Below are 25,511 nucleotides of genomic sequence, written 5' to 3'. Positions count from 1 at the left end.
CCACAGCACTTTATCGGTGCGTGAAGTTGGGAGCGCGCTTCTCGGTGAAGGCGGCCATCCCCTCGGTCTGGTCCTCGGTGGCGAAAGCCGAATGGAACAGCCGGCGCTCGTAGAGCAGGCCTTCGGCCAGCGTGGACTCGTAGGCGCGGTTGACGGCCTCCTTGGCCATCCGCGCCGCCGATCGCGACATCTGTGAGATCGTCGTCGCGACCGCCTTGGCTTCGGTGAGCAGCTCGGCGGCCGGAACGACCCGGGACGCCAGACCGCTGCGCTCGGCCTCGGCCGCGTCGATCGTGCGGCCGGTGAGGATGAGATCCATCGCCTTGGCCTTGCCGATCGCGCGGGTCAGCCGCTGCGAGCCGCCCATGCCGGGCAGCACGCCCAGCTTGATCTCGGGCTGGCCGAACTTCGCGGTGTCCGCGGCGATCAGAAGGTCACACATCATCGCCAGCTCGCAGCCACCGCCGAGGGCGTACCCGGCCACGGCCGCGATAGTGGGGGTTCGCACCGCGGCCAGCTTGCCCCACGTCGCGAAGAAGTCGGCGTCGAAGACCTCCGAGAAGCTCAGCGTGGCCATCTCCTTGATGTCCGCGCCCGCGGCGAAGGCCTTCTCGTTGCCGGTGATCACGATGGCGCCGATGCCGGGGTCGGCGTCGAATTGCGCGGCGGCCGTGGTGAGTTCGATCATCACCTGGCTGTTGAGAGCGTTGAGCGCTTTCGGGCGGTTCAGGGTGATGGTGCCGACTCGCTCGTCGCGGTCCACCAGGATGGTCTCGTAGGTCGTATCGGGGCTCACTTGTCCTCCTCGAAGGTCAGGTCCGGATCTGCCGGGGCAAAGTACTGCTGCACATCCTCGTCGGTCACCGCGGCCAGCGTGGGTGGGTTCCACTTCGGGTTGCGGTCCTTGTCCACGATCTGTGCACGGATTCCCTCGACCAGGTCGTGGGAGCGCAGCGAGGCACACGACACCCGGTACTCCTGGACCAGTACCTCCTCGAGTGTCTTGAGCTCGCGGGCCCGCCGCACCGAGGCAAGCGTGACCGCGGCAGCGATAGGGGAGCGGGATGCGACCAGGTTGCCGGCGTCTTTCGCGGCGTCGTCGTCGTGGCCGCGCAGCGCGGCTACGATGTCGGCGACTGTCTCGCCGGCGTAGCATTCGTCGATCCAATGCTGTTGTTCCAGAAGACTACTGGGTGGCGGTTGGACGGCGAAGGCGCTGATTGCGGCTTCGGTGCCCTCGGCGACGATGGCGGCAGTGAATGCCTCGAGTGCGGCGTGCGGCACGTAGTAGTCGGCGAATCCCAGCGCGATGGCGTCAGACCCGGAGAACGCTGCGCCGGACAGAGCGGCGTGCAAACCGAGTCCGCCCGGTGCCCGGGACAACAGGTAGGTGCCCCCGACGTCGGGAATGAAGCCGATACCGACCTCGGGCATGGCGATCTTGGAGGTGTCCGTCACCACCCGAACGTTGCCGTGTGCGGCCACGCCGACGCCGCCGCCCATCACGATGCCGTCCATGATCGCGACGTACGGCTTGGGGTAGCGGCCGATCTGCGCGTTGAGCCGGTACTCGTCGAACCAGAAGTCGCGGGCGTCGGAGTCGCCGGCGCGGGCGCTGTGGTAGATCGCGACCACGTCGCCGCCTGCGCACAGGCCGCGTTCGCCGGCGCCGGAGAGAACCACTGCCTTGACACCGTCGTCGCCGGCCCAACGGGTGAGGGTGTCGGCGAGCACGGTGACCATCGGATGGGTCAGCGAGTTGATGGCCTTCGGGCGGTTGAGTGTCAGGAAGCCGACACCCCCGTCGACGTGGGTCAAGACTTCGTCGGTGTCAGCCGTCACTGGAGTAGAGGCCCTTCGGTCCGGGAAAAGGTTGGACGTCCTAGTTTTACCACCAGGGTGATCGTGATCGTGACCCGCGGGAGTCCTTGCGCAGGTAAGGTCGCACTTAGCGTCCGGAACCTCGTAGAACGAAAATTGTGGACTTCCTGGGAACCGGACCCGGATGCCGTTCGTTGACGGTGTGTCACTTGACTTCCACGAGAGGATTCCGACGGTGCGGGAGACCAGCAACCCGGTATTTCGTTCGCTGCCTAAGCAGCAGGGCGGATACGCAACATTTGGCTCCGGTGTAGCCGGCGCCCAGCAGGTGGCGTACCAGACCGACCCCTACACCGCGCAGTACCCGGCACAGACCGGTGTCTCGCGGCCGATGACGATCGACGACGTCGTCACCAAGACCGGCATCACCCTCGGTGTGCTGTCCGTGGTGGCCGTCATCTCCTATTTCCTAGTGTCCGCCAACATGGCGCTGGCGATGCCGTTCACCCTGGTGGGCGCGCTTGGCGGGCTGGCCTTGGTGCTGGTGGCGACGTTCGGCCGTAAGCAGGACAACCCGGCCATCGTGCTGAGCTACGCCGCGCTGGAGGGCCTGTTCGTCGGCGCGGTGTCGTTCGTGTTCGCCAACGTGGTGGTTTCCGGCGCGAACGCCGGCGTCATGATCAGCCAGGCGGTGCTGGGCACCATCGGCGTCTTCTTCGGAATGCTGGTGGTCTACAAGACCGGCGCCATCCGCGTCACGCCGAAGTTCACCCGCATGATCGTCGCGGCCATGGTGGGCGTGCTGGTCCTGATGCTGGGCAACTTCGTGCTGGCGATGTTCGGTGTCGGCGGCGGCGAAGGCCTCGGCCTGCGCAGCGGCGGCCCGATCGCCATCCTCTTCTCGCTCTTCGTCATCGGGCTCGCGGCGTTCAGCTTCCTGATCGACTTCGACGCGGCGGACCAGATGATCCGCGCTGGTGCGCCGGAGAAGGCCGCGTGGGGCGTGGCCCTGGGCCTGACCGTCACGCTGGTGTGGCTGTACCTGGAGATCCTGCGTCTGCTGAGTTACTTCCAGAACGACTAGCTGCCTCGCTACGCAAAGCCCCGGCCGTCCGGCCGGGGCTTTGTTGTGTGCGGAGGTGGTGGTGCATCGAGTCAGATACCAGCGCGGGGCGCGGGGGTGTTTCGTCGCAGCCAGTTCTGACTCGACGGGCTGTGGATCGCTGAATACGTGCGTTCGCGCAGTGGGCGACGCTGCTGCGGATGGAAGGCGTATTCATCGGAAGTGACGCTGTCGCTGCAGGCTGTGTCACGCCGTATCAGCTTCGCGCGCACTATCGGCGCATCTTTCCCGACGTGTACACCACGTTGGGGAGCGGCGAGCTGTCTGTCCGGGAGCGGGCGGTCGCAGCGGTTCTGTGGTCACGCCGTCGTGCGGTCGTGACCGGGTTGGCGGCGTCGGCGCTGCACGGAGCGAAGTGGGTCGACCCGTCAGCTCCCATCGAACTCAACTATGCGAACAACAAGGCTCCGGCGGGGGTCATCAGCCGCGCCGAGACATTGCTCGACGACGAGGTGCGTCCCCTCAACGGGCTGCCCGTTACGACCGTGTCGCGCACGATGTTCGATCTCGCTCGGCGCGGGACAGTCGGCCAGGCGGTGGCCAGAGTCGACGCGCTGGCCAACGCGAGTCGCTTCGCCCTCGACGGTGTGCTCGACCTGCTGCCGCGGCATCCCAATGTCCGTGGAGTACGCCGAGTTCGCTCGGTGCTCGACCTGGCGGATTCTGGGGCGCAGTCACCGCGGGAGACCTGGTTGCGACTCTTGCTGCTCGACGCCGGGTTCCCGCGCCCGCAGACACAGATTCCGGTTTTGAGGTGCGACGGCCGGTCGCACTATTTCTTGGATATGGGCTGGCGCGAGGTGATGGTCGCGGTCGAATATGACGGCGAGCAGCATCGCCTCGATCGCGGCATCTACCGCAGCGACCTGACCCGCTCGGAGTACATCGCCGACCTCGGTTGGCGGCGGATCAGGGTGGTCGTTGGGGATCGACGTGCCGAGATCATCGAACGAACCAGGCGCGCATGGATCGCGAGTCAGAACTCAGGGCGATGAAATCGACCGAATCACCGCTCTGAGTTCTGACTCGGTGCGACTAGGACAGGCGCTCGATAACCATGGCCATGCCCTGGCCGCCGCCGACGCACATCGTCTCGATGCCGAATGTCTTGTCGTAGGTCTGCAGGTTGTTGAGCAGCGTGGCGGTGATCCGCGCACCCGTCATGCCGAACGGATGCCCCAGTGCGATCGCCCCGCCGGAGACGTTGAGCTTCTCCTCGTCCATCCCCAGCGCCCGCGCCGAACCCAGCACCTGAACCGCGAACGCCTCGTTGATCTCGTATAGGTCGATGTCGGAGATCGACAGCTTGGCATTCGCCAGCGCTTTCTTGACGGCCTCGATCGGGCCCAGGCCCATGATCTCCGGCGACAGCCCCGACACCCCGGTCGACACCACGCGCGCCAGCGGGGTCAGGCCCAGCTCCTTGGCCTTGGTATCGGAGACGATCACCAGCGCCGCCGCGCCGTCGTTAAGCGGGCAGGCATTACCGGCGGTGATCGTGCCGTTAGGCCGGAACACCGGCTTGAGCTGGCTGATCTTGTCGTAGGTGGTCCCGGCCCGAGGGCCGTCATCGGTGCTGACGACCGTGCCGTCGGGCAGGGTGACCGGCACGATCTCGCGCTCGAAGAAACCGCTCTTGATGGCCTCCTCGGCGCGGTTCTGCGACCGAACGCCCCAGTGATCCTGGTCCTCGCGACTGATCCCGGTGAAGAGCGCGACGTTCTCGGCGGTCTGGCCCATCGCGATGTACACGTCGGGCAGCAGGCCGTCCTCGCGCGGATCGTGCCACTCCTCGGCGCCTGCCGCGGCGGCCTCCGAGCGCGCCTGAGCGTCATTGAAGAGCGGGTTCTTGCTATCGGGCCACCCGTCGGCGTTGCCCTTCCCGAAGCGCGACACGGTTTCCACGCCGGCCGAGATGAACGCATGGCCCTCGCCGGCCTTGATCGCGTGGAACGCCATCCGGGTGGTCTGCAGCGATGACGAGCAGTACCGGTTGACCGTGGTACCGGGCATGAAGTCGTAGCCGAGCTCGACCGCGACGGCGCGACCGATGTTGAAGCCCGCCTCGCCGCCGGGCTGACCGCAGCCCATGATCAGGTCGTCGATCTCCTTCGGGTCCAGCCCGGGCACCTTGTCCAGGGCGGCGCGCACCATCTGGGCGGCCAGATCGTCGGGTCGGATGTCGACCAGCGAGCCCTTCATCGCGCGGCCGATGGGTGAGCGGGCGGTGGAAACAATGACGGCTTCGGGCATGGAGGACTCCTTGTTGTGCAGGGTTATGCAGCTGCGACTGCCACGAACCTAACTCGCGGGTACCACGATCGGTGCGGGCACCCCGGTGGTCTTCCTGCGCAGCAGCCTGGTCAACGGCCCGAGCCGGTCGGTGAGCACCATGCCCTCCGAGCGCGTCGCCCAGGGCAGATCGGGAACCGTCGCTCCCGTCCACTCACCGAGCGCATGACACAACGCGGGCAGTAACTGATTGGCGGCCAACGCATATCCCGCCGCCGACGGGTGATAGCCGTCTTCGGAGAACATCAGCTCGGGGGTCTGCAGGAAGTTCGGTGTCAGCAGGTCGGCCAGCGGGACGGGAAGTCCGCCCGCCGCGCGCACCGCGGCGGCCTGCGCGCGGGCCAGGCGCAGACCGCGCGATCGGGTGGCCCAACGCAGCGGCTGCGGAATGGCGGTGATGACGCCGAAATCCGGGCACGTCCCGACCACCACCACCGCGCCCGACGCACGCAGGCGCTGCACTGCGGCTCCGAGCCGGCGAGCTGACGGGCCAAGTCCGTTAAGCGCAGTGATGTCGTTGGCGCCGATCATGATCACCGCCGCGTCCGGTGGGGGACCGGCGACGAACATCGCATCGACCTGCCCGGAGAGCCCCTTCGATGTCGCGCCGACGATGGCCTTGGTCGACAGCCGAATCAGCTTGCCGGACTCCTCGGCCAGTCCCCGTGCGATCACCACGCCCGGTACCTCGTCGGCGCTGCGGCAGCCGTAACCGGTGGCCGTCGAGTCACCGAACACCATCAGATGCAGGTCGAACGGCACACCGCGTTCCCAGCGCCGGACCGGTCCACCGCCGGGGGCGTACACCCCGTCAGCTCGGGGTGGTACCTCGAAGGACTTCGGGATGACGCTGCGGGCCTGGTCGGCCTGTTCGCTGAGCAAACTGCGCGCACCCAGCACGGCGGTGCCGGTAGATGCGAGAACTCCTGCCACCGCGAGCGCCGTCGTCGACCGGCGCGGTGCGTGCATTCCCACGCGACCAGTTTAAGTGCTGCTAGCGCGTCAATCCGGTCGCGCCGGTGGACCCGCGATTACAGACAGGTATCAGATCCGGTAAGAATTCAGATCGTTAGTTGTTATACGTAATACGGATGGCAAGCTAAGTTCCCGGGATTCGCTCGTCGACCCGGAGACACATCTACAACGACGTAGGGAGTGTTGACGATGACCGCACCCAGCAAGGTCCGGGCCACTGCCCCCCACCGTGTTCATCCAGGCGTCCACCCAGCCAGCGCGCATCGCCGCTACCCCGTCAGCGACGGTGCCCCCGTCGAGGTCGTCGAGAGCGGACCCAGCATCGCCGCCCGACTCGTCTCGGCCGGTACCCGCATCACCATGTGGCCCACCCTGGCGGTGCTCAGCCACGTCCCGCACTGGCCCTGGCCGTTCGGCCTCGTCGACTTCGTCGCGCGGGCACTGTTGCCGACCCCCGGCACCGTGCGGGCCACCGTGGGCCTGCCGAATGCCTCCGCGCAACTCGTGCGCGCCCCCGGCGTGCTGCCCGCCGACGGCAGCCGCCGCGTGGTGCTCTACATGCACGGCGGGGCCTTCCTCACCTGTGGCGTGAATTCGCACAGCCGGATCTCCGTCGCGCTGTCGAAATTCGCCGACTCCCCGGTGCTGGTCGTCGACTACCGACTGATCCCCAAGCACAGCATCGGCAACGCCATCGACGACTGCTACGACGCCTACCAGTGGCTGCGGCTACGCGGCTACGAGCCCGACCAGATTGTGCTGGCCGGCGATTCCGCGGGCGGCTACCTGGCGCTTTCGCTGGCCCAGCGCCTGCAGGCTCAGGGCGAACTGCCCGCCGCGCTGGTGGCCATCTCGCCGTTGCTGCAGCTCGACCAGGAGCAGAAGCAGTCCCACCCGAACAGCCACACCGATGCGATGTTCCCGCCCAAGGCGTTCGACGCCCTGGTGGCGCTCGTGGCGCGGGCGGCCGCCAAGAACGTCGTCGACGGTGAACCCGAGGGTGTGTACGAGCCGCTCGACCACATCGAGCCCGGCCTACCGCGCACCCTGATTCATGTGTCGGGATCGGAAGTGCTGCTGCACGACGCCCGGTTGGCGGCCCGCCGACTGGCCGCCGCGGGAGTGCCCACCGAGGTGCGGGTCTGGCCCGGCCAGATCCACGACTTCCAGTTGGCCGCGCCGCTCATCCCCGAAGCCAAGCGCTCGCTGCGTCAGATCGGTGAATACATCCGCGAAGCCACCGGCTGAACCGGCGGGCCCGAGGCCTGACACGATGTAGGCATGCGAATCGCGGCGCACATCAGCGAGCTGATCGGCAACACCCCTCTGGTCCAACTGAACTCCGTCGTGCCGCCCGGCTCGGGGGTGGTCGCGGCCAAGATCGAGTACCTCAGCCCCGGCGGTAGCGCCAAGGACCGCATCGCCGTGAAGATGATCGACGCCGCCGAGGCCAGCGGTGAGCTCAAGCCCGGCGGCACCATCGTCGAACCGACGTCGGGCAACACCGGCGTCGGACTGGCGCTGGTGGCCCAGCGGCGCGGCTACAAATGCGTGTTCGTCTGCCCGGACAAGGTCAGCGAGGACAAGCGCAACGTCCTGCGCGCCTACGGCGCCGAGGTCGTCGTCTGCCCGACCGCCGTGCCGCCCGACCACCCGGACAGCTACTACAGCGTCTCCAACCGGCTGGTCACCGAGATCGAGGGTGCCTGGAAACCGGACCAGTACTCCAACCCCAACGGGCCCGCCAGCCACTACGAGACCACCGGCCCGGAGATCTGGGCCGACACCGACGGCAAGGTGACGCACTTCGTCGCCGGCGTGGGTACCGGCGGCACCATCACCGGAACTGGCCGCTACCTCAAGGAGGTGTCCGGCGGGAAGGTCACGATCATCGGTGCCGACCCCGAGGGATCGGTGTACTCCGGCGGCACCGGACGGCCCTACCTCGTGGAGGGCGTCGGCGAGGACTTCTGGCCGTCCGCTTACGACCCCACCGTGCCCGACCAGATCATCGCCGTCTCCGACGCCGACTCTTTCGACATGACCCGCCGACTGGCGCGTGAAGAGGCTCTTCTCGTCGGCGGCTCGTGCGGGATGGCCGCGGTGGCCGCGCTCAAAGTGGCCCAGGAGGCCGGCCCCGATTCGCTCGTGGTGGTGCTGCTGCCGGACGGTGGCCGCGGCTACATGTCCAAGATCTTCAACGACGCATGGATGTCGTCCTACGGCTTCCTGCGCACCCGGCTGGACGGCTCGATGCACGAACCGACCGTCGGCGACGTGCTGCGCGGCAAGTCCGGCGCGCTGCCTGATCTCGTGCACACCCACCCGCAGGAGACGGTGCGCGACGCGATCGGCATCCTGCGCGAGTACGGCGTCTCGCAGATGCCGGTCGTGGGGGCCGAGCCGCCGGTGATGGCCGGTGAGGTGGCCGGCAGCGTCTCCGAGCGTGAACTGCTGTCCGCGGTGTTCGAGGGACGGGCCAAACTGGCCGACGCGGTGTCGCTGCACATGAGCCCGGCGTTACCGCTGATCGGCGCGGGAGAGCTCGTCAGCGCCGCGGCCAAGGCGCTGCGCGACTGGGATGCGGTGATGGTCGTCGAGGAGGGCAAGCCCGTCGGTGTGATCACCCGGCACGACCTGCTCGGCTTCTTGTCCGACGGCTCGCGCCGGCGCTGACGGGCGTCGTCCGCAAAGATCGGTGCGGCGCCGGCCGGGCCGCCGATGACGGCGTAACGGGCAAGTGAAGATTGCGCTTTGCGGCAATCCCCGGCATCCGCTCAGGTACATTTATGCCGCTTTAGCTCAGGTGTGCACTCTTTCAGTGGAAGGCGTCATGACCGAACTACCGCCGGGCCCCCCGCCGGGGTTGCCGCAAAGCGCCTACACGTCGTGGTTCACCCGCGTGGTGGCGTGGGTCATCGACTACCTGCCGTACCTGGTGATCGTCGGTATCGGTTACGGCATCCAAGATGCGACGCAGGAAACCGCTTGTGTCGCAGACAGTTCCGACTACCAGCTCAACGAGTTCTGCGCCACCGGTAACTCGACGCTGGGGACGGTGGCGTTCAGCGTCTCCGTGCTGATCGGCCTGGCGTACATGCTGTGGAACTACGGCTACCGGCAGGGCACGACCGGTTCGAGCATCGGCAAGTCGATCATGAAATTCAAGGTGGTCAGCGAGAAGACCGGCCAGCCGATCGGATTCGGGTTATCGATCGTGCGCCAGCTGGCCCACATCATCGACGGCATCATCTGCTACATCGGCTATCTGTTCCCGCTGTGGGACGCAAAGAGGCAGACTCTGGCCGACAAGATCATGACTACTGTGTGCCTCCCGCTGTAGACCCCGCCCTCCTAGAGAAGGACACCCATGACACAACCCCCCGGTAACTACCCGCCGCCCCCGCCCGGGAACTACCCGCCGCCGCCACCCGGCAACTACCCACCGCCGCCACCCGGCAACTACCCACCGCCGCCCCCCGGCGGCGCCGGGCAGTTCGGCGCGCTGCCCAAGGACGCCTACACACCCTGGATCAAGCGGGTTGGAGCCTGGTTCATCGACGTGATCCCGGTGGTGGTCCTCTCCGGTGTCGGCCAGGGCCTGATGTACGCCACCGGCGAGAACAACTGCACCTCTGACAGCACCGACAACAGCTACGGGGTGTACTGCACGTCGCAGCCGTCGACGCTGGGGCTGATCCTGTCGTTCGTGTTCGGTCTGGCCGCTTTCGCGTTCGCGTTGTGGAATTACGGCTATCGGCAGGGCACGACGGGCTCGAGCATCGGCAAGTCGGTGCTGAAGTTCAAGGTGATCAGCGAGAAGACCGGCCAGCCGATCGGATTCGGGTTGTCGATCGTGCGCCAACTCGCCCACATCGTCGACAGCATCATCTGCTACATCGGCTACCTGTTCCCGCTGTGGGACGCCAAGCGGCAGACGCTCGCCGATAAAATCATGACGACGGTCTGCGTGCCGCTCTGACGTCTCGAGCCGATAGGCTCGATACCGATGAGTGAGCAGCGCAGTGCCATTGACCGCCACCGGGCCCAGGGGTTCGCGACCAAGGCCATCCATGCCGGATACCGGCCTGACCTGGCGACCGGTGCGGTCAACGCTCCGATCTACGCCAGCAGTACGTTCGCCCAGGACGGAGTGGGCGGGTTGCGGGGCGGGTTCGAATATGCCCGCACCGGCAACCCGACCCGCTCCGCGCTGGAGGCCGTGCTGGCCGCGGTCGAGGAAGGCACGTATGGGCGGGCGTTCGGCTCCGGCATGGCGGCCACCGACTGCGCCCTGCGCGCCCTGCTGCGTCCTGGTGACCACGTGGTCATCCCCGACGACGCCTACGGTGGCACCTTCCGGCTGATCGACAAGGTGTTCACCCAATGGGGCGTGCGGCACACCCCGGTGGCGCTGTCCGACCTCGACGCGGTGCGCGCGGCGATCACCGCCGACACCCGGCTGATTTGGGTGGAGACGCCAACCAACCCGCTGTTGTCGATCGCCGACATCGCCGCTATCGCCGAGATCGGGTCGGCCGCCGGAATCACGGTGCTGGTGGACAACACCTTCGCCTCGCCTGCGCTGCAACAGCCCCTGACCATGGGCGCCGACATCGTGCTGCATTCGACGACCAAGTACATCGGCGGCCACTCCGACGTCGTCGGCGGCGCGCTGGTGACGAACGACGAGGAACTCGATGCCAAGTTCGCGTTTCTGCAGAACGGTGCGGGCGCGGTGCCCGGACCGTTCGACGCCTATCTGACCATGCGCGGTCTCAAGACGCTCGAACTGCGGATGGCGCGGCACAGCTCCAACGCCGCGCAGGTCGCCGAGTTTCTCGCCGGGCACGCCGCGGTGAGCCGGGTGCTCTATCCGGGCCTTCCCGGCCATCCGGGACACGACGTCGCGGCCCGGCAGATGCGCGGCTTCGGCGGCATGGTCTCGGTGCGGATGCGCGACGGCGCTGAGGCTGCGCGCCGATTGTGTGCGCGCACGGAGGTTTTCATTCTCGCCGAGTCCCTCGGCGGGGTCGAATCGCTGATCGAGCATCCCGGCGCGATGACGCACGCGTCCACTGCCGGCTCGCAACTCGAAGTGCCCGACGACCTGGTCCGGCTCTCGGTCGGTATCGAGGACCCGGCAGACCTACTGGGCGATCTGGAACAGGCGTTAGGTTAGCGCGGTCCGAACGGCCGCAGTGGTCACCGCCAGGTTCACGTCAGCCATCTTCGTATCGTCAACCCATGTGCCCCTTGCGATTTCGCTGGCGCGGCCCATCACCCACTGCCAGCCCCTGTCGTTGAGCGACAGCAGTGCGCCCAGCCCGTCGGCGGCATGCAGCAGCGAGACGATCGCAGCCGTCGCCGGGCCGGGCCGGTGCCCGTCGAACAACGCCGCCAGCAGCGCCGAACGCGCCCGGTCCACCCGCGCGCGACTGGCCAGCGGCCAGGCATACGAATTGCGCCGGAATCGATGCGACGACAGCGCCATCTGATGCAGCTGACCCGTGCGCAGCAACTGGTCCAGCACCTGGTCCTCGGTGTGCTTGCGCAGCCTGGTGATTGCCGTCGCCGCGGTGATCGGCGCACGCTGCAGCAGGTTCAGCGCGGGCCGAACCACCGGATCGAGCGGGGGAGGGCCGGCCAGCGCGACCAGGTGGTCGGCGGGAATCGGCTCGTGCGGCAGCGCCGGGCGGACCCGGCAGTCATAGGCCAAGTCCAGTAGTACCGCCGCCGCCAGCAACCGCTGCACCCGCCCTCGGTCGAGCACAGGCTGCGCGGCGGCGTTGTCCAGCAACAGCAGAAGAAGGTCTTCGGCTATGCGCGCCACCGCCGAGCTACGAGTGGTACGGCTCGGCGCTGACGAGCGTCACCTTCACCGTTTTGCCGCTGGGCACGTTGTACTCGCGGGTGTCGCCGACCTTGGCGTTCAGCAGCGCCCCGCCCAGCGGCGAGTTGGGCGAGTACACCTCGAGCTTGTCGTGGTCGATGCCTTCCTGGCGGGTGGCGATCAGGAAGGTCTCGGTGTCGGACTCGTCGCCGTCGTAGTAGACCTTGACCACCGAACCGGGCAGTGCCACACCGGACTGCTTGGGGGCCTCGCCGACCTTGGCGGTGTTGAGCAACTCCTGCAGCTGGCGGATGCGGGCCTCCTGCTGGCCCTGCTCCTCGCGCGCGGCGTGGTAGCCGCCGTTTTCCCGCAGGTCGCCCTCTTCGCGCCGGTCGTTGATCTCGGCGGCGATGACCGGTCGGTTGGCGATCAGCTGGTCCAGCTCGTTCTTGAGCCGGTCGTACGACTCCTGGGTCAGCCAGGTCACCTGGGTATCGGTCATCTCGTCGCGCTCCTCGTTGGTTGGTTCCGCGCTGTTCGCGTTGCAGTCTGTCGTCACTGCTGGGAACATGCGGGTCATCCCGCGTGTATTGCCATCGAAGAGCCGCGAGCAAACGCGCTAATGAAGCAATACACGGCCCCAGCAGGAACCGTGTATCCGAAAAGTCTACCACCGGACCGACCGGCAGTTTTCATGGTTTCGCAGTTCGCCGTTGGTTGCGCGGCCGGCTTTCAGGGCGCGACGAGGTACCCGGGCACGTCGGTTCCGCAGCCGTAGATATCGCCGACGAACGGCCGCTTGTACGACTTGACAGTGGTGGTGATCTGCACCGTTGCTGCCTCAGCGGGGGCAACCAGGATTTCGCGGCGGCCGGTCTCGGCGCCGTCGTGGGAGCGCACCCGCACGATGCAGTGCGCGGGACGCGACGGGTCCTTTCGGGTCACGCTGATCGTCACCGCAACAGTCTCGTCGTCGAGTACTTGATACGACGCGATCGTGCCCTCGACGGCGTTGCCCTCGAACCGCTGGTAGGCGATCAGTGCCAGCACGACACCGGCGGCGAGAACCAGCACACCCAGCGCAAATGCCACCCGCCGGCGGGTGGCCGGCGGCATCCCCTGGCGCCCGTACCGCGATTCGGGTAGCTGGGGCGGGCTTTGGGTCATGGTGTGCAGTGCATCTCTCGTGTGCGGGCGCAATTACGGGTATCCACGCCCCGGATGGAACTATTGGACTATAGGACGTGCTGAGAGCGTTACAGCACCACGTAAGGCACCTAACAGCGCAGACAAGTACAGGGGAGAAGTGACCGAACTGCGGTTGATGGCCGTCCACGCTCACCCGGACGACGAGTCCAGCAAGGGCGCGGCGACGCTGGCGCGTTACTCCGACGAGGGTCACCGGGTGATGGTGGTGACGCTGACCGGCGGCGAGCGTGGCGACATTCTCAACCCGGCGATGGACCTGCCGGAGGTGCGCGGACGCATCGCCGACGTGCGCCGTGACGAGATGGCCAAGGCGGCCGAGATCCTCGGCGTCGAACACCACTGGCTGGGCTTCGTCGACTCCGGACTGCCCGAGGGCGACCCGCTGCCACCCCTTCCGGAGGGCTGCTTCGCGACGGTGCCGCTGGAGGAGTCGGTAGCCGCGCTGGTCAAGGTGATTCGCGACTTCCGTCCGCACGTCATGACGACCTACGACGAGAACGGCGGCTACCCACACCCCGACCACATCAGGTGCCACCAGGTTTCCGTCGCCGCCTACGAAGCCGCCGCCGACTTCCGGCTCTATCCCGATGCGGGTGAGCCGTGGACGGTCAGCAAGCTCTACTACAATCACGGTTTCCTGCGCGCCCGGCTGCAGCTGCTGCAGGACGAGTTCGCCAAGAACGGTCAGGAAGGCCCGTTCGCCAGCTGGCTGGAGAAGTGGGATCCCGAGATCGACGTCTTCGCCGGCCGGGTCACCACCAGGGTTGCGTGCTCGGACTACTTCCAGCAGCGCGACGAGGCGCTCAAGGCGCACGCCACCCAGATCGACCCGAGCGGATTCTTCTTCGCGACGCCCATAGAGTGGCAGCAGCGATTGTGGCCCACTGAGGAGTTCGAATTGGCGCGCTCCAGGGTCCCTGCCCAAATACCTGAAGACGACCTGTTCGCCGGAATCGAGATCTTTGAGTGAATGACCTGCTGCTGACGGCCGTGTCGGTGCTGGCCGACGCGCCTAAGAACACCGGCCCGGACTTTGGCAAGGCCAGCCCGCTGGGGCTGCTGGTCGTGGTGATCCTGCTGATCGGTGTCTTCATCCTGGTGTGGTCGATGAACCGCCACCTCAAGAAGCTGCCCAAGAGTTTCGACTCCGAACCCGTCGAGGTGGCGTCCGAAGCGACCGACGACGCCGGCCCCGGGAAGTCCGCGGGTGAGTCCGGCGAGTAACGCACTGGCCGGGGCCACCAGCCCCTACCTGCGTCAACACGCCGACAATCCAGTCCACTGGCAGCAGTGGGCACCCGAGGCGCTCGACGAAGCCGTCCGCCGTGACGTGCCGATCCTGCTGTCGGTGGGGTACGCCGCCTGCCACTGGTGCCACGTGATGGCTCACGAGTGCTTCGAAGACGACGAAGTGGCTGCGGCGATGAACGCCGACTTCGTCTGCATCAAGGTCGACCGGGAGGAGCGCCCGGACCTCGACGCGGTGTACATGAACGCCACCGTCGCGATGACCGGTCAGGGCGGCTGGCCGATGACCTGTTTCCTGACCCCGGACGGCCGGCCGTTCTTCTGCGGCACCTACTACCCGAAGCCGCAGTTCCTGCAGTTGCTGACCGCGGTGGCCGGCACCTGGGCCACCCAGCGCGACGAGGTGGAGCAGGCCTCCGACCAGGTGGCCAGCGAACTTCGCCGGATGGCCGCCGGGCTGCCCGGCGGCGGGCCGGACATCGACCCCGCGCTGTGCGATCACGCCGTCGCGGCGATCCTGCGCGACGAGGACACCGAGCGCGGCGGCTTCGGTCGCGCCCCGAAGTTCCCGCCGTCCGCAGTGCTGGAAGCGCTGCTGCGCGCGCACGAACGCACCGGTTCGCCGGTGCCGCTGGCGGCGGCGGTCCGTACCGGCACCGCGATGGCGCGCGGTGGGATCTACGACCAGCTGGCCGGCGGCTTCGCGCGCTACAGCGTCGACGCCGACTGGGTGGTCCCCCATTTCGAGAAGATGCTCTACGACAACGCGCTGCTGTTGCGGGCCTACGCGCACTGGGCGCGGCGCACCGGTGATCCGCTGGCCCGCCGGGTCGCGCAGCAGACCGCGAGGTTCCTGATCGAGGACCTCGCCGACGGCGCGATGTTCACCTCCGCGCTCGACGCCGATGCCGCAGGTGTGGAAGGTTCGACCTATGTGTGGAACCCCGCGCAGCTCCGAGAGGTTCTCGGAGACGACGACGGGCTTTGGGCCGCAGAGGTTTTCGCAGTCACCGGAGCCGGCACCTTCGAACGCGGGATGTCTGTGTTACAACTGCCGGCCGAGCCCGGCGACGCCGAGCGCTTCGAGCGGGTGCGCGCCGCGTTACTGGCGGCCCGGCTCACCCGGGTGCAGCCCGTCCGCGACGACAAGATCGTCACCGGATGGAATGGGCTGGCGATTACCGCGCTAGCCGAAGCCAGTGTGGCCCTTGATGATCCGTCGCTACTGGCCGCCGCGGTGCGCTGCGCGGAGGCGTTGGTGGACCTGCACGTCGTCGACGGCCGGCTGCGCCGGGCCAGCCTCAGCGGTGTGGTGGGTGACAGCGCGGCGATCCTCGAGGACCACGCCGCGCTGGCGACCGGGTTGCTGGCGCTGTACCAACTCACCGCGGACGCGTCGTGGCTGAACATCGCCGCGGACCTCATCGGGGTGGCACTCGAGCACTTCGCCGACCCCGCTCAGCCGGGCCGCTGGTTCGACACCGCCGACGACGCCGAGCAGCTCATGGTCCGCCCCGCCGACCCGCTCGACGGTGCTACGCCATCGGGTGCGTCGTTGATCGCCGAGGCACTGCTGACCATCGCCCACATCGCTGACGGGGACCGTGCCGCCGAGTACGGGCCGGCCGCGCATGCCACCCTGGCGGTGCATTCGCCGCTGTTGGCGCGTGCGCCGCGTTCGGCCGGCCACTGGTTGACGGTGGCCGAGGCCGCGGTCCGCGGGCCGCTGCAGATCGCCGTCGCCGTCGACGGTCCGGACTCCGAATTGCTCGCCGCGGCAAGGCGAATGGCGCCCGGCGGCACGATCGTCGTCGGCGGCCCCGTCGACTCTGCGCCGCTGCTGGCCGGGCGCGACCGCATCGGCGGCCGCGACGCCGCCTACGTCTGCCGGGGCCGCACCTGTGACCTTCCGGTCACCGGCGCCGGGGAACTCGCCGACGTGCTCGGGGTGTCCGTGTAGCGTTCGGCGCATGAGCGATGCCCTCGATGTCGAAGCCCTCGTCAGGCGCTACCTGAACACCGTCGCTGCCGGCAATGCGGCCGATGTCGCCGCGCTGTACGCCGAGGACGCCACGTTGGAAGACCCGGTCGGCGGCGGTGAAGTCCACATCGGCAGGCACGCGATCGAAGGCTTCTACAAGGCTGTAGAGGGCGCGCCGGTCGAGGCGGAGCTGCTCACCTTCCGCTCCGGTGGACAAGAGGCGGCTTTCCTGTTCGCTCTGACGGTCGCCGGGGCAATGCGGATCGAGGTCATCGAGGTGATGACGTTCGACGGCGAGGGACAGGTCACGTCGATGAAGGCCTACTGGGGCCCCGAGAACGTCACGCAGCTGTAGCGCGGCCCCCGAACGTCGGGGACCTAGAAGACCGCAAACCACATCGCGATGTAGTGGCAGATCGCCGCCACCGCGGTGCACGCGTGGAAGAACTCGTGGTGGCCGAACGTGGTGGGCCACGGGTTGGGCCACTTCAGGGCGTAGAGCACGCCGCCGACGCTGTAGAGCGCGCCGCCGACGATCAACAGCACCATCGCCGCGACCCCGGCGCCGTTCATGATCGGCACGATGAACCACACCGCCACCCAGCCCAACAGCAGGTAGAGCGGAACACCCACCCACCGCGGCGCCGAGGGCCAGAAGCACTTCAACAGCACGCCGGCCAGTGCGCCGGTCCAGACGATGGACAGCAACACCGCGCCGCTGCGCTCCGGCAGCGCCAGCACCGCGAACGGCGTGTAGCTGCCGGCGATAAAGATGAAGATCATCGAGTGGTCGAGGCGCTTCATCCACTTACGGGCGTTCGGCGACGTCCAGTTCACCCGGTGATAGGTGCCGCTGACGGTGAACATCGCCACGATCGTCAGCGTGTAGATCAGGGTGGCGATACCGGCGTGGGTAGATTTCACCGACCACGACACCGACACCAGCGCCGCACCGGCGATGGCCGCGATCACGGCGGCGTAGACGTGAATCCAGCCGCGTAGCCGGGGTTTCCCGAAGAACTCGACCGCGGCGCCTACGACGGCCTCGGGGAAGTCTTCGGCGTCGCGACCCGAGGACTGCGACCGACGGGGATCGGTGGTGTCGACGCCTGCGGTCATGTCACCTCCATGTGCGCCCGGGGGTACCTGTTGGCCACAGTAGTCTGGATTTTCGTGGAGATCATTCCCCCGCGACTCAAGGACCCGGCCTACCGGCTCTACGAGATGCGGCTGCGTCACGAGCTGACGCGCTCGACGTCCGAGCTCCCGCGGCACATCGCGGTCTTGTGCGACGGCAACCGGCGGTGGGCTCGTGACGCTGGTCACGACGATGTCAGCTATGGCTATCGGATGGGCGCGGCCAAGATCGCCGAGATGCTGCGGTGGTGCGCCGAGGCGGGGATCGAGATGGCCACCGTCTACCTGTTGTCCACCGAGAATTTGCAGCGCGACCCCGATGAGTTGGCGGAACTGATCGAGATCATCACCGATGTCGTCGAGCAGATCTGCGAGCCGACCAATCACTGGAGCGTGCGCACTGTCGGCGATCTCGAGCTCCTGGGTGAGGAACCTGCGCGCCGGCTGCGCGACGCCGTCGACAGCACCGCCCTCACCGCCGCCACCGCACGCTTCCACGTCAACGTCGCCGTCGGCTACGGCGGCCGCCAGGAGATCGTCGACGCAGTGCGTGCCCTGCTCAGCAAGAGGCTCGCCGACGGCGCTACCGCCGAACAACTCATCGAGGCCGTCACCATCGACGGGATCTCGGAGAACCTCTACACCTCCGGCCAGCCCGACCCGGACCTGGTGATCCGCACGTCGGGGGAGCAGCGGCTGTCCGGATTCCTGCTGTGGCAGAGCGCCTACTCCGAGATGTGGTTTACCGAGGCGCACTGGCCGGCGTTCCGCCGCGTCGACTTCCTGCGCGCCCTGCGCGACTACAGCCGCAGACACCGCCGATTCGGCATGTAATTCCTGGTCGCCGCCGTGCCACACTGATGGGATGGCAGCGCTGTCGGCGGTGGTCTTCACGCTGAGCTGGTGGCTGGGCCTGTACCTGCTGGCCCGCGATCCCCGCAAGCTGGTGCTGGCGCTGGCCTCGGTCGGGCTGTGCGGCTTCGCCGCCGTGGTGGCCCTGGACGCGGTCCGGGTGGTCAGCGTGGCCCATGCTGAGCTGCTCAGTCGGGTCGAGGTCTACCTCGTCGCGGTGCCCGGGGTGGCGTGGTTCGCCGTCGTCCTGGAACTGGCCCGGGCCCTCGACACCTGGCGCAGCCGGGCCACCGAACTGTCACTCGTCGCGGTCGTCGCGGCGCTGACCCTGCTCGGTGCCGGCATGGCGGGCGGCGTCGACGGCCCGCTGCGGGCCGGGCACTGGGTGATGTTCGGCGCCATCTCGTTGTCGACCCTTGGTGCGATGGTGGTCGCGGTGCGCCGGCCGTGTCAGCCGGTGCGGGTCGCCGGGGTGGTGATCATCGCGACGCTGTTCTTCGCCCTGGGCAACGCGATCCTGGTGATCCCGCTGGGGCTGGTCCCGAGCTGGCTGGCCCTGGCCTCGACGGGGGTCGACGTACTGCTGCTCGGTGTGGCTGTCGCGTTGTGGGATGCGTTCGACGAGGGGCAGGCGCTGCGCTCGGACATGCTGCGCTCGATCGCCGGCACGCTGGTGGTCGCGGTGCTCTTCGGCGGGCAGGCGCTGATCGGGATGGCGGTGACCGGGACCGACGGGCCAGGGCGTACCGCACTGACCGTGCTGCTGTTCACCACCCTGGCCGTCGCCATCTCGATCAACGTGCTGGCCGATCCGCTGGCCGGCCTGCTGGACCGGTTGGCGTTCTCCCGCTCGCCGCGGCTGGCCGCCGAGCGTGCCGCGCTGCGCAGCACCGAGGCGGCGTTGCCGTTGGTCTCGCCCAACCCGCTTGACGATCTTGACGAGGAGACCTTCGTCCGGCTGACCCGCCGCGCGCTGGGCCACTACGGCGACCTGTCCAAGCTCGTCGCCAGCCCGCTGACACAGCTGCCGGAGATCGACCGCAGGCTGGTCGCGCGCGGGGGGCCCGACCAGCCGTTGGAACGGGCCAACGAACTCAAGGCTCTGCTCGCCGATCGCATCGGGCGGCTCAAGCCCCGCGACTCCGGGGAATTCGGCACCACCGAGCAATGGCGCTACTACAACTCGCTGTACTTCCCGTACGTCGTCGGTGTGCGCGCCTATGCGCAGAACGCCACCGCAGCCGGCCTCGACCCGGTGGCCAAGCAGGCCTGGCAGTGGTTCGTCACCGAAGTCCCGCAGCGCTCGCTGCACAACTGGCAGAACGCAGCGGCCCGGCTGATCGCCAACGATCTGCGGTCCCAGGAAGCCGTCACCCGCTCCTGAGCTGCGGTTGGCAGCAACTGGCAGCGCCGGGCGTCGATCTGGCAGTGCACCCTGAGCAGCGTCGAGGGTGTCCCACCCACTGCTCGACGAGGAGCCGCTCCCATGACCGCCGTCATCACCACCAGACCACTATCGGATTCCACCGATTCCCTGCTGCGCTTCGCGATGCGCCTGGACGCCACTATCACCGGCGTCCTGGGCCTGGGCATCGCCACGACGGCTGACCCACTGTCCCGGCTCAGCGGGTTGAGCGCCGTGCAGGAGTATGCCGTCGGTGCGGCGTTCGTGCTCTACGGACTCGTGGTGTACGCGTTGGCCGCCGCGCCCGAACTGCGCCGAGTCGGCACCGCGCTGGCGCTGTTCAACGTCGTCGGCACGGTCGGTTTCGTCGCCGCGGCCACCGCGGGGGTGTTGCCGCTGACCGCGTTCGGCGTGCTCGCCACGTTGGCCAGCGCGCTCTACTGCGCCGCGTTCGCCGCTGTGCAGTACCTCGGGCTGCGACGGCTGCGGACCTGACCGTGCGCCGCGTGCGCGACGACGTGCTGGCTAAGGTTGGCCGTACACAGGGGACGGTCATTAGGGAGGCAGCATGCAGGTCGTCGCATTCGCGCCAGCACGCAAGGCAGCACTGGAAGAGGCCGGCGGTGTCACCGCGGAGGGCTTCCCGATGACCAGCTGCTATGTGGAAAGCCTGCCGGCGCAGATCACCGTTCCGCTGGTGCTCGCGGTGCACACCCAGGGCGGCACCGACTACGAGCCGCGTCGCTACATCATTGCCAAGTCGCCGGAGGGGGAGCGGGTCGGGCTGCTGGAATTCGCCTGGCAGTGGCCCGACACCCCGGGGGTGCCGGTGAAATTCCGGGTCTTCGCCCACCACCTGCCGATGACGGTCTACTCGGCCGGGGTGTACTCGATCGGTCTGTACGACCGGCCCGAGGCGCCCGAACCCGAATTCTCGTTCCCGATGCCGGTGTCGCGGCTCAACCCGCTGACGGGCGCGCCGACCAACTGAATTGCCGCTAGAGCTTGCGCAGTCGCAGCCGGTTGATCGCGTGGTCGGCGTCCTTGCGGAGCACCAGCGTCGCGCGCGGGCGGGTCGGCAGGATGTTCTCGATCAGGTTCGGGCGGTTGATGGAGCGCCAGATGTCGCGGGCCGCGGCCACCGCCTGCTGATCGGTCAGTCCGGCGTAGTGATGGAAGTGCGACGCGGGGTCGGCGAAGGCACCGGCACGCATCGCCAGGAAACGCTCGACATACCAGTGCTCGATGTCCTCGATGCGGGCGTCGACGTACACCGAGAAGTCGAACAGGTCCGAGACCATCAGCGTGGGGCCGGTCTGCAAGACGTTGAGCCCCTCCAGGATCAGGATGTCGGGGTGGGTGACGACATGCTTCTCGCCCGGCACGATGTCGTAGATCAGGTGTGAATACACCGGGGCGCATACCTGGTCCGAACCCGACTTCACCGACGTAACGAACCGCATCAGCGCCCGTCGGTCGTAGCTTTCTGGAAAACCTTTGCGGTGCATCAGGTTTCGACGGGCCAGCTCGGCGTTGGGGTAGAGGAATCCGTCGGTGGTGACCAGGTCGACGCGGGGGTGATGCTCCCAGCGGGCCAGCAGCGCCTGCAGCACACGCGCGGTGGTCGACTTCCCGACCGCGACGCTGCCGGCCACCCCGATGATGAACGGCACCGGACGGTCGGGGTTGTGCTGCGGCTCGCCCGCCGAATCCCCGAGGAACTCCGCGGTGGCGGCGAACAACCGCTGCCGGGCCGCCACCTGTAGATGGATCAGCCGTGCCAGCGGCAGGTAGACCTCTTCGACCTCGAGCAGGTCGATCTGCTCACCGAGGCCGCGCAGCCCGACCAGTTCGTCCTCGGTGAGTTTCAGCGGGGTCGCCATGCGCAGCGAGCGCCATTGCCTCCGGTCGAACTCCACATAAGGGCTGGGTTCACTCAGCCGCGCCATGCTGTCAGTGTTGCAGTTAGCTTGGTTGCCATGCAGCCCGGCACCCTCATCCGCGACTACCTGACGCTCGGCCTGCGGTTCGACCGCATCGAGGAGGGGTACGTCGACGCCTTCACCGGCGACCCCCAACTGTGGCGCGCCGTCGCCGACGAACCCGCGCCCGAACCGGCCGAGCTGGCCCGACAGGCCGACCGCCTGCTCGCCGAACTGCCGAATGTTCCCCGCACCGAGGGGTTCACCGACCAGCGCGCCGACTTCATCGGTGCCCATCTGCGGGCGCTGGGCTTCTCGGCGCGCAAGTTCGCCGGTGAACCGGTCGGTTTCGTCGACGAGGTCCGCAACTACTTCGACGTCGAGATCTCCCGCGGTGACGAGGAGCGCTATCGCGCCGCCCATGCCCGCCTCGACGAGGTTCTCGGCGGGACCGGGCCGTTGGCCGAGCGGATGGAAGCCCACCGCCGCGCCGACGAGATCCCACCGCAGCGCCTGGAGGAGTGCATCCATGCCTTCTCCAGCGCGCTGCGCGACATCGTGCGCGCGACATACCCTCTGCCGGACGCCGAGACGATCACTTACGAAGTGGTCACCGACAAGCCCTGGTCAGGCTTCAACTACTACGAGGGCGACTATCGCTCGACGGTGGCGGTCAACGCCGACCTCAAGCAGCAGATGGCCAACCTGCCCCGGCTGGTGGCCCACGAGTCCTACCCGGGCCACCACACCGAGCACTGCCGCAAGGAGGCCGGCCTGGTGGCGGCGGGCGACCAGCAGGAGCAGACCATCTTCTTGGTCAACACGCCACAGTGCCTGATGGCCGAGGGGCTGGCCGACCTGGCGCTGCACGCCGCGGTCGGGGCCGGAGCGACGGGGGGAAACGGAGGTTGGGGGCGCTGGGCCGGCGAGATCTATGCCGATCTGGGGCTTCGGTTCGACGGGGAGCGCGCCGAGATTTTGGCGGACGCTGGGCTTCTGCTCGCTGATGTGCGTCAGGACGCGGCGCTGATGCTGCACGACGAACACCGCGACGTCGACGACGTCGTCGCCTTCCTGAAACGCTGGCTGTTGGTCGACGACACCCGTGCCCGCCAAATGCTGCGGTTCCTGTCCTCCCCGTTGTGGCGGGCCTACACCTCCACCTATGTCGAGGGCTACCGGTTGTTGCGGGCCTGGCTCGACGCCAGGCCCGCGGAGGTGGGTCTCACCGAGCGGTTCGGCCGATTACTGGACGAGCCGCTGATCCCGTCGGCATTGCGCGTCTGACCGGGCCGGACCGGGCAGTTCAACGGCGGTTGGCAGGGCCGATACGCTTGTGTCATGACCGCTGACTCGACGCTTTCCCCTTCGGCTGCCGCCCCGGGTGCCGACTACGCCGCTACCGCCAGCGAGGCCTACCGCGCGGCACTTCAGGTCATCGAGTCCGTCGAGCCGAGAATCGCCGCGGCCACCCGCAAAGAGCTTGCCGATCAACGGGATTCGCTCAAGCTGATCGCCAGCGAGAACTACGCCTCCCCGGCTGTGCTACTCACCATGGGCACCTGGCTGTCGGACAAGTACGCCGAAGGCACCGTCGGGCACCGGTTCTACGCCGGCTGCCAGAACGTCGACACCGTCGAGAGCCTGGCCGCCGAGCACGCGCGCGAGCTCTTCGGCGCCCCGTACGCCTATGCCCAGCCGCACTCGGGTATCGACGCCAACCTGGTCGCGTTCTGGGCGATCCTGGCCACCCGGGTCGAGGCCCCCGCCCTGAGCGATCTGGGCGTGAAGAACGTCAACGACCTCTCCGAGGCGGAATGGGAGCGGCTGCGCGCCCGCCTCGGCAGCCAGCGACTGCTGGGCATGTCACTCGACGCCGGCGGTCACCTGACCCACGGGTTCCGGCCCAACATCTCCGGCAAGATGTTCCATCAGCGCAGCTACGGCACCAATCCGCAGACCGGGCTGATCGACTACGACGCCGTCGCCGCCACCGCTCGCGAATTCAAACCGCTGGTCCTGGTCGCCGGCTACTCGGCCTATCCGCGCCGGGTCAACTTCGCCAAGATGCGCGAGATCGCCGACGAGGTCGGCGCCACGCTAATGGTCGACATGGCGCACTTCGCCGGCCTGGTCGCCGGCAAGGTCTTCACCGGTGACGAGGATCCGGTGCCGCACGCGCACGTCACCACCACCACCACGCACAAGTCGCTGCGCGGCCCGCGCGGTGGTCTGGTGCTGGCCACCGAGGAGTACTCGGCGGCCGTCGACAAAGGCTGCCCGATGGTGCTGGGTGGCCCGCTCTCGCATGTGATGGCGGCCAAGGCCGTGGCTTTCGCTGAAGCGCGCCAGCCGTCGTTCCGCGATTACGCCCAGCGGGTGGCCGACAATGCCAAGGCGTTCGCCGAGGGCCTGATGCGCCGCGGGGCCCGACTGGTCACCGATGGCACCGACAATCACCTGGTGCTGCTCGACGTCCAGTCGTTCGGGTTGACCGGGCGGCAGGCCGAGTCCGCCCTGCTGGACTCCGGCATCGTCACCAACCGGAACTCCATCCCGGCCGACCCCAATGGCGCCTGGTACACCAGCGGCATCCGGTTCGGCACCCCGGCGCTGACGACACGCGGTTTCGGGCCGGCCGAATTCGACCGGGTCGCCGAGCTCGTGGTGGAGGTGCTGTCCAACACCCAGCCGGACGGCAGCTCGAAGGCCAAATACGTGCTTGCCGACGGGACGGCGCAGCGGGTGCACGCCGCGGCCGCCGAGCTGCTGGCGGCGAATCCGCTATACCCCGGACTGACGCTGTAATCCGCGAAACGCCGGGCCTCACGGTTTTTCAACAGCCGTGTCGGTGAGTTACAGTAACCGCATGGCACAGAAACCTGTCCCTAATGCGCTGACCCTTGAGCTCGAGCCGGTTGTCGCCGACAATCTGGCCCGCTACCTGGACACCGCGGACGAGTGGTACGCCCACGACTACGTCCCGTTCGACCAGGGTGAGAACTTCGCCTTCCTGGGCGGAACCGACTGGGATCCCTCTCAGGTGACATTGCCCTCCGACGTCGTCGACGCCTGCGAGATCGTCCTGGTCACCAAGGACAACCTCGCGGGTTATCACCGCGAGCTGGTCGAGCACTTCATCCTCGAGGACAAGTGGGGCCGCTGGATGGGCCGGTGGACCGCAGAGGAGAACCTGCACGCCATCGCGATCCGCGAGTACCTGGTCGTTACCCGCAACTTCGATCCGACCGCCAACGAGGACGTCCGCGTCGCGCACGTCATGCGCGGCTACCGGGCCGACAACTACACCCAGATCGAGACGCTGGTGTTCATGGCGCTCTACGAGCGGGCGCACGCGGTGTTCCTGCGCAACCTCGAGGCCAAGGTCGACGAGCCGGTCCTCAAGGGCCTGATCGGCCGGATCGCCAACGACGAGGAGCGGCACGAGGAGTTCTTCCACAACCTCGTCGCGCACTGCCTCGAGACCCACCGCGACTCGACGATCTCCGCGGTGGCGCGCCGGGCCGGCGGACTCGGTGTCGTCGGCGGCGACATCTTCGAGTATCAGGACAAGCTGCACAACGTTGCCCAGGCCGGCATCTTCAGCTTCGACGACGCCCGCCAGGTGGTCTCCGACCGCATCAAGGCGTGGGGCCTCGACGGCGAGTCCGTACTGAAGAAGTTCGTCCTCGCCTGACACGGCGGCGCGCCTG

General features: G+C 67.8%; 27 protein-coding genes. 18 read left to right on the top strand and 9 right to left on the bottom strand.

The genetic code is table 11. From position 1 onward, the window contains the following. Positions 1–10: 10 nt before the first annotated feature. Positions 11–796, bottom strand: coding sequence for an enoyl-CoA hydratase (locus ACXDF8_RS17140; protein WP_457224475.1), 786 nt, complete (start codon positions 794–796; stop codon positions 11–13). Then, positions 793–1,842, bottom strand: coding sequence for an enoyl-CoA hydratase/isomerase family protein (locus tag ACXDF8_RS17135; RefSeq protein WP_457224474.1), 1,050 nt, complete (start codon positions 1,840–1,842; stop codon positions 793–795). Before ACXDF8_RS17135 ends, ACXDF8_RS17140 begins: the two co-directional genes overlap by 4 nt. 214 nt (positions 1,843–2,056) lie before the next feature. Here ACXDF8_RS17135 and ACXDF8_RS17130 point away from each other — a divergent pair, with 214 nt between their 5' ends. Continuing rightward, positions 2,057–2,905 carry a Bax inhibitor-1/YccA family protein gene (locus tag ACXDF8_RS17130; protein ID WP_457224473.1) on the top strand — a complete coding sequence of 283 codons (849 nt, stop codon included), beginning with the start codon at positions 2,057–2,059 and terminating at the stop codon, positions 2,903–2,905. A 179-nt stretch (positions 2,906–3,084) separates the two neighbouring features. After that, positions 3,085–3,939, top strand: coding sequence for a putative endonuclease domain-containing protein (locus ACXDF8_RS17125; protein WP_457224472.1), 855 nt, complete (start codon positions 3,085–3,087; stop codon positions 3,937–3,939). 40 nt (positions 3,940–3,979) lie between these two features. On the opposite strand, the gene ACXDF8_RS17120 is transcribed toward ACXDF8_RS17125, so the two are convergent. Together ACXDF8_RS17120 and ACXDF8_RS17115 are read right to left on the bottom strand one after the other, a co-directional pair. After that, positions 3,980–5,197: an acetyl-CoA C-acetyltransferase gene (locus tag ACXDF8_RS17120; RefSeq protein ID WP_457224471.1), complete on the bottom strand. Its 1,218-nt coding sequence runs from the start codon at positions 5,195–5,197 to the stop codon at positions 3,980–3,982. Between the two features lie 48 nt (positions 5,198–5,245). After that, positions 5,246–6,211, bottom strand: a complete 966-nt coding sequence (locus ACXDF8_RS17115; protein WP_457224470.1) for an SGNH/GDSL hydrolase family protein — start codon at positions 6,209–6,211, stop codon at positions 5,246–5,248. A gap of 189 nt (positions 6,212–6,400) precedes the next feature. Here ACXDF8_RS17115 and ACXDF8_RS17110 point away from each other — a divergent pair, with 189 nt between their 5' ends. The 5 genes from ACXDF8_RS17110 (at position 6,401) to ACXDF8_RS17090 (ending at position 11,393) form a co-directional block, all read left to right on the top strand. Further along, positions 6,401–7,459 (top strand): alpha/beta hydrolase, encoded by a 1,059-nt coding sequence (locus tag ACXDF8_RS17110; protein ID WP_457224469.1) that lies wholly within the window; start codon positions 6,401–6,403, stop codon positions 7,457–7,459. Between the two features lie 33 nt (positions 7,460–7,492). After that, positions 7,493–8,887 carry a cystathionine beta-synthase gene (locus tag ACXDF8_RS17105; RefSeq protein WP_457224468.1) on the top strand — a complete coding sequence of 465 codons (1,395 nt, stop codon included), beginning with the start codon at positions 7,493–7,495 and terminating at the stop codon, positions 8,885–8,887. A 157-nt stretch (positions 8,888–9,044) separates the two neighbouring features. After that, positions 9,045–9,554: an Rv1078 family RDD domain-containing protein gene (locus ACXDF8_RS17100; protein ID WP_457224467.1), complete on the top strand. Its 510-nt coding sequence runs from the start codon at positions 9,045–9,047 to the stop codon at positions 9,552–9,554. Between the two features lie 27 nt (positions 9,555–9,581). Next, positions 9,582–10,193, top strand: coding sequence for an Rv1078 family RDD domain-containing protein (locus ACXDF8_RS17095; RefSeq protein WP_457224466.1), 612 nt, complete (start codon positions 9,582–9,584; stop codon positions 10,191–10,193). 27 nt (positions 10,194–10,220) lie between these two features. Then, complete coding sequence (locus ACXDF8_RS17090) at positions 10,221–11,393, top strand: cystathionine gamma-synthase (protein WP_457224465.1); 1,173 nt, start codon at positions 10,221–10,223, stop codon at positions 11,391–11,393. Here the strand turns inward: ACXDF8_RS17090 and ACXDF8_RS17085 are convergent. The 3 genes from ACXDF8_RS17085 to ACXDF8_RS17075 form a co-directional block, all read right to left on the bottom strand. Further along, entirely contained in the window at positions 11,385–12,044 is a 660-nt protein-coding gene (locus ACXDF8_RS17085; protein WP_457224464.1) for a GOLPH3/VPS74 family protein, read from the bottom strand. The genes ACXDF8_RS17090 and ACXDF8_RS17085 overlap by 9 nt on opposite strands. Before the next feature lie 7 nt (positions 12,045–12,051). Further along, a complete protein-coding gene (gene greA / locus ACXDF8_RS17080) occupies positions 12,052–12,546 on the bottom strand; it encodes a transcription elongation factor GreA (protein ID WP_457224463.1) in 495 nt (164 codons plus the stop codon). Positions 12,547–12,776: 230 nt separating this feature from the next. Continuing rightward, positions 12,777–13,211, bottom strand: a complete 435-nt coding sequence (locus tag ACXDF8_RS17075) for a DUF4307 domain-containing protein (RefSeq protein WP_457224462.1) — start codon at positions 13,209–13,211, stop codon at positions 12,777–12,779. A gap of 139 nt (positions 13,212–13,350) precedes the next feature. Here ACXDF8_RS17075 and mca point away from each other — a divergent pair, with 139 nt between their 5' ends. From mca to ACXDF8_RS17055, 4 genes are read left to right on the top strand one after another with little or no spacing between them, the layout of a single operon-like run. Next, entirely contained in the window at positions 13,351–14,223 is an 873-nt protein-coding gene (gene mca, locus ACXDF8_RS17070) for a mycothiol conjugate amidase Mca (protein WP_457224461.1), read from the top strand. Next, complete coding sequence (locus tag ACXDF8_RS17065) at positions 14,220–14,477, top strand: hypothetical protein (protein WP_457224460.1); 258 nt, start codon at positions 14,220–14,222, stop codon at positions 14,475–14,477. Before mca ends, ACXDF8_RS17065 begins: the two co-directional genes overlap by 4 nt. Continuing rightward, the gene (locus tag ACXDF8_RS17060; RefSeq protein ID WP_457224459.1) at positions 14,461–16,461 is read left to right on the top strand and encodes a thioredoxin domain-containing protein; all 2,001 of its coding nucleotides are present in this window, start codon (positions 14,461–14,463) and stop codon (positions 16,459–16,461) included. Before ACXDF8_RS17065 ends, ACXDF8_RS17060 begins: the two co-directional genes overlap by 17 nt. 10 nt (positions 16,462–16,471) lie before the next feature. Further along, positions 16,472–16,837, top strand: coding sequence for a nuclear transport factor 2 family protein (locus tag ACXDF8_RS17055; protein ID WP_457224458.1), 366 nt, complete (start codon positions 16,472–16,474; stop codon positions 16,835–16,837). Positions 16,838–16,860: 23 nt separating this feature from the next. On the opposite strand, the gene trhA is transcribed toward ACXDF8_RS17055, so the two are convergent. Next, a complete protein-coding gene (gene trhA / locus ACXDF8_RS17050) occupies positions 16,861–17,601 on the bottom strand; it encodes a PAQR family membrane homeostasis protein TrhA (RefSeq protein ID WP_457224457.1) in 741 nt (246 codons plus the stop codon). A 54-nt stretch (positions 17,602–17,655) separates the two neighbouring features. Between trhA and ACXDF8_RS17045 the strand changes: the two genes are divergently transcribed. The 4 genes from ACXDF8_RS17045 to ACXDF8_RS17030 all read left to right on the top strand — a co-directional run bounded on the left by ACXDF8_RS17045 (position 17,656) and on the right by ACXDF8_RS17030 (position 20,867). Beyond that, positions 17,656–18,453, top strand: a complete 798-nt coding sequence (locus ACXDF8_RS17045; protein ID WP_457224456.1) for a (2Z,6E)-farnesyl diphosphate synthase — start codon at positions 17,656–17,658, stop codon at positions 18,451–18,453. 31 nt (positions 18,454–18,484) lie between these two features. Next, on the top strand, positions 18,485–19,855 hold the full coding sequence (locus ACXDF8_RS17040; RefSeq protein WP_457224455.1) for a hypothetical protein: 1,371 nt from the start codon (positions 18,485–18,487) through the stop codon (positions 19,853–19,855). Positions 19,856–19,957: 102 nt separating this feature from the next. Beyond that, positions 19,958–20,371 carry a hypothetical protein gene (locus ACXDF8_RS17035; RefSeq protein ID WP_457224454.1) on the top strand — a complete coding sequence of 138 codons (414 nt, stop codon included), beginning with the start codon at positions 19,958–19,960 and terminating at the stop codon, positions 20,369–20,371. Positions 20,372–20,444: 73 nt separating this feature from the next. Next, complete coding sequence (locus tag ACXDF8_RS17030; RefSeq protein ID WP_457224453.1) at positions 20,445–20,867, top strand: hypothetical protein; 423 nt, start codon at positions 20,445–20,447, stop codon at positions 20,865–20,867. 7 nt (positions 20,868–20,874) lie between these two features. On the opposite strand, the gene coaA is transcribed toward ACXDF8_RS17030, so the two are convergent. Further along, entirely contained in the window at positions 20,875–21,825 is a 951-nt protein-coding gene (coaA, locus tag ACXDF8_RS17025) for a type I pantothenate kinase (RefSeq protein WP_457224452.1), read from the bottom strand. Positions 21,826–21,855: 30 nt separating this feature from the next. Between coaA and ACXDF8_RS17020 the strand changes: the two genes are divergently transcribed. From ACXDF8_RS17020 to ACXDF8_RS17010, 3 genes are all read left to right on the top strand, one after another. Then, positions 21,856–23,085, top strand: coding sequence for a DUF885 domain-containing protein (locus tag ACXDF8_RS17020; RefSeq protein ID WP_457224451.1), 1,230 nt, complete (start codon positions 21,856–21,858; stop codon positions 23,083–23,085). A 54-nt stretch (positions 23,086–23,139) separates the two neighbouring features. Beyond that, positions 23,140–24,606 (top strand): glycine hydroxymethyltransferase, encoded by a 1,467-nt coding sequence (locus tag ACXDF8_RS17015; protein WP_457224450.1) that lies wholly within the window; start codon positions 23,140–23,142, stop codon positions 24,604–24,606. Between the two features lie 61 nt (positions 24,607–24,667). Next, positions 24,668–25,495 carry an acyl-ACP desaturase gene (locus ACXDF8_RS17010; protein WP_457224449.1) on the top strand — a complete coding sequence of 276 codons (828 nt, stop codon included), beginning with the start codon at positions 24,668–24,670 and terminating at the stop codon, positions 25,493–25,495. The last annotated feature ends 16 nt before the right edge of the window (positions 25,496–25,511 follow it).

This window comes from Mycolicibacterium sp. CBM1, from assembly GCF_054073305.1.
This window is presented reverse-complemented; position numbering and strand designations above follow the sequence as displayed.

Excerpts from the sequence above, each read along its gene's own strand:
- ACXDF8_RS17095 (WP_457224466.1), top strand. The coding sequence starts at position 9,582 with ATGACACAACCCCCCGGTAACTACCCGCCGCCCCCGCCCGGGAACTAC.
- ACXDF8_RS17090 (WP_457224465.1), top strand. The coding sequence starts at position 10,221 with ATGAGTGAGCAGCGCAGTGCCATTGACCGCCACCGGGCCCAGGGGTTC.
- ACXDF8_RS17110 (WP_457224469.1), top strand. The coding sequence starts at position 6,401 with ATGACCGCACCCAGCAAGGTCCGGGCCACTGCCCCCCACCGTGTTCAT.
- ACXDF8_RS17120 (WP_457224471.1), bottom strand. The coding sequence starts at position 5,197 with ATGCCCGAAGCCGTCATTGTTTCCACCGCCCGCTCACCCATCGGCCGC.
- coaA (WP_457224452.1), bottom strand. The coding sequence starts at position 21,825 with ATGGCGCGGCTGAGTGAACCCAGCCCTTATGTGGAGTTCGACCGGAGG.
- ACXDF8_RS17040 (WP_457224455.1), top strand. The coding sequence starts at position 18,485 with ATGGCAGCGCTGTCGGCGGTGGTCTTCACGCTGAGCTGGTGGCTGGGC.
- ACXDF8_RS17100 (WP_457224467.1), top strand. The coding sequence starts at position 9,045 with ATGACCGAACTACCGCCGGGCCCCCCGCCGGGGTTGCCGCAAAGCGCC.
- ACXDF8_RS17015 (WP_457224450.1), top strand. The coding sequence starts at position 23,140 with ATGACCGCTGACTCGACGCTTTCCCCTTCGGCTGCCGCCCCGGGTGCC.
- ACXDF8_RS17075 (WP_457224462.1), bottom strand. The coding sequence starts at position 13,211 with ATGACCCAAAGCCCGCCCCAGCTACCCGAATCGCGGTACGGGCGCCAG.
- ACXDF8_RS17010 (WP_457224449.1), top strand. The coding sequence starts at position 24,668 with ATGGCACAGAAACCTGTCCCTAATGCGCTGACCCTTGAGCTCGAGCCG.
- ACXDF8_RS17055 (WP_457224458.1), top strand. The coding sequence starts at position 16,472 with ATGAGCGATGCCCTCGATGTCGAAGCCCTCGTCAGGCGCTACCTGAAC.
- trhA (WP_457224457.1), bottom strand. The coding sequence starts at position 17,601 with ATGACCGCAGGCGTCGACACCACCGATCCCCGTCGGTCGCAGTCCTCG.
- ACXDF8_RS17035 (WP_457224454.1), top strand. The coding sequence starts at position 19,958 with ATGACCGCCGTCATCACCACCAGACCACTATCGGATTCCACCGATTCC.
- greA (WP_457224463.1), bottom strand. The coding sequence starts at position 12,546 with ATGACCGATACCCAGGTGACCTGGCTGACCCAGGAGTCGTACGACCGG.
- ACXDF8_RS17020 (WP_457224451.1), top strand. The coding sequence starts at position 21,856 with ATGCAGCCCGGCACCCTCATCCGCGACTACCTGACGCTCGGCCTGCGG.
- ACXDF8_RS17030 (WP_457224453.1), top strand. The coding sequence starts at position 20,445 with ATGCAGGTCGTCGCATTCGCGCCAGCACGCAAGGCAGCACTGGAAGAG.
- ACXDF8_RS17125 (WP_457224472.1), top strand. The coding sequence starts at position 3,085 with ATGGAAGGCGTATTCATCGGAAGTGACGCTGTCGCTGCAGGCTGTGTC.
- ACXDF8_RS17105 (WP_457224468.1), top strand. The coding sequence starts at position 7,493 with ATGCGAATCGCGGCGCACATCAGCGAGCTGATCGGCAACACCCCTCTG.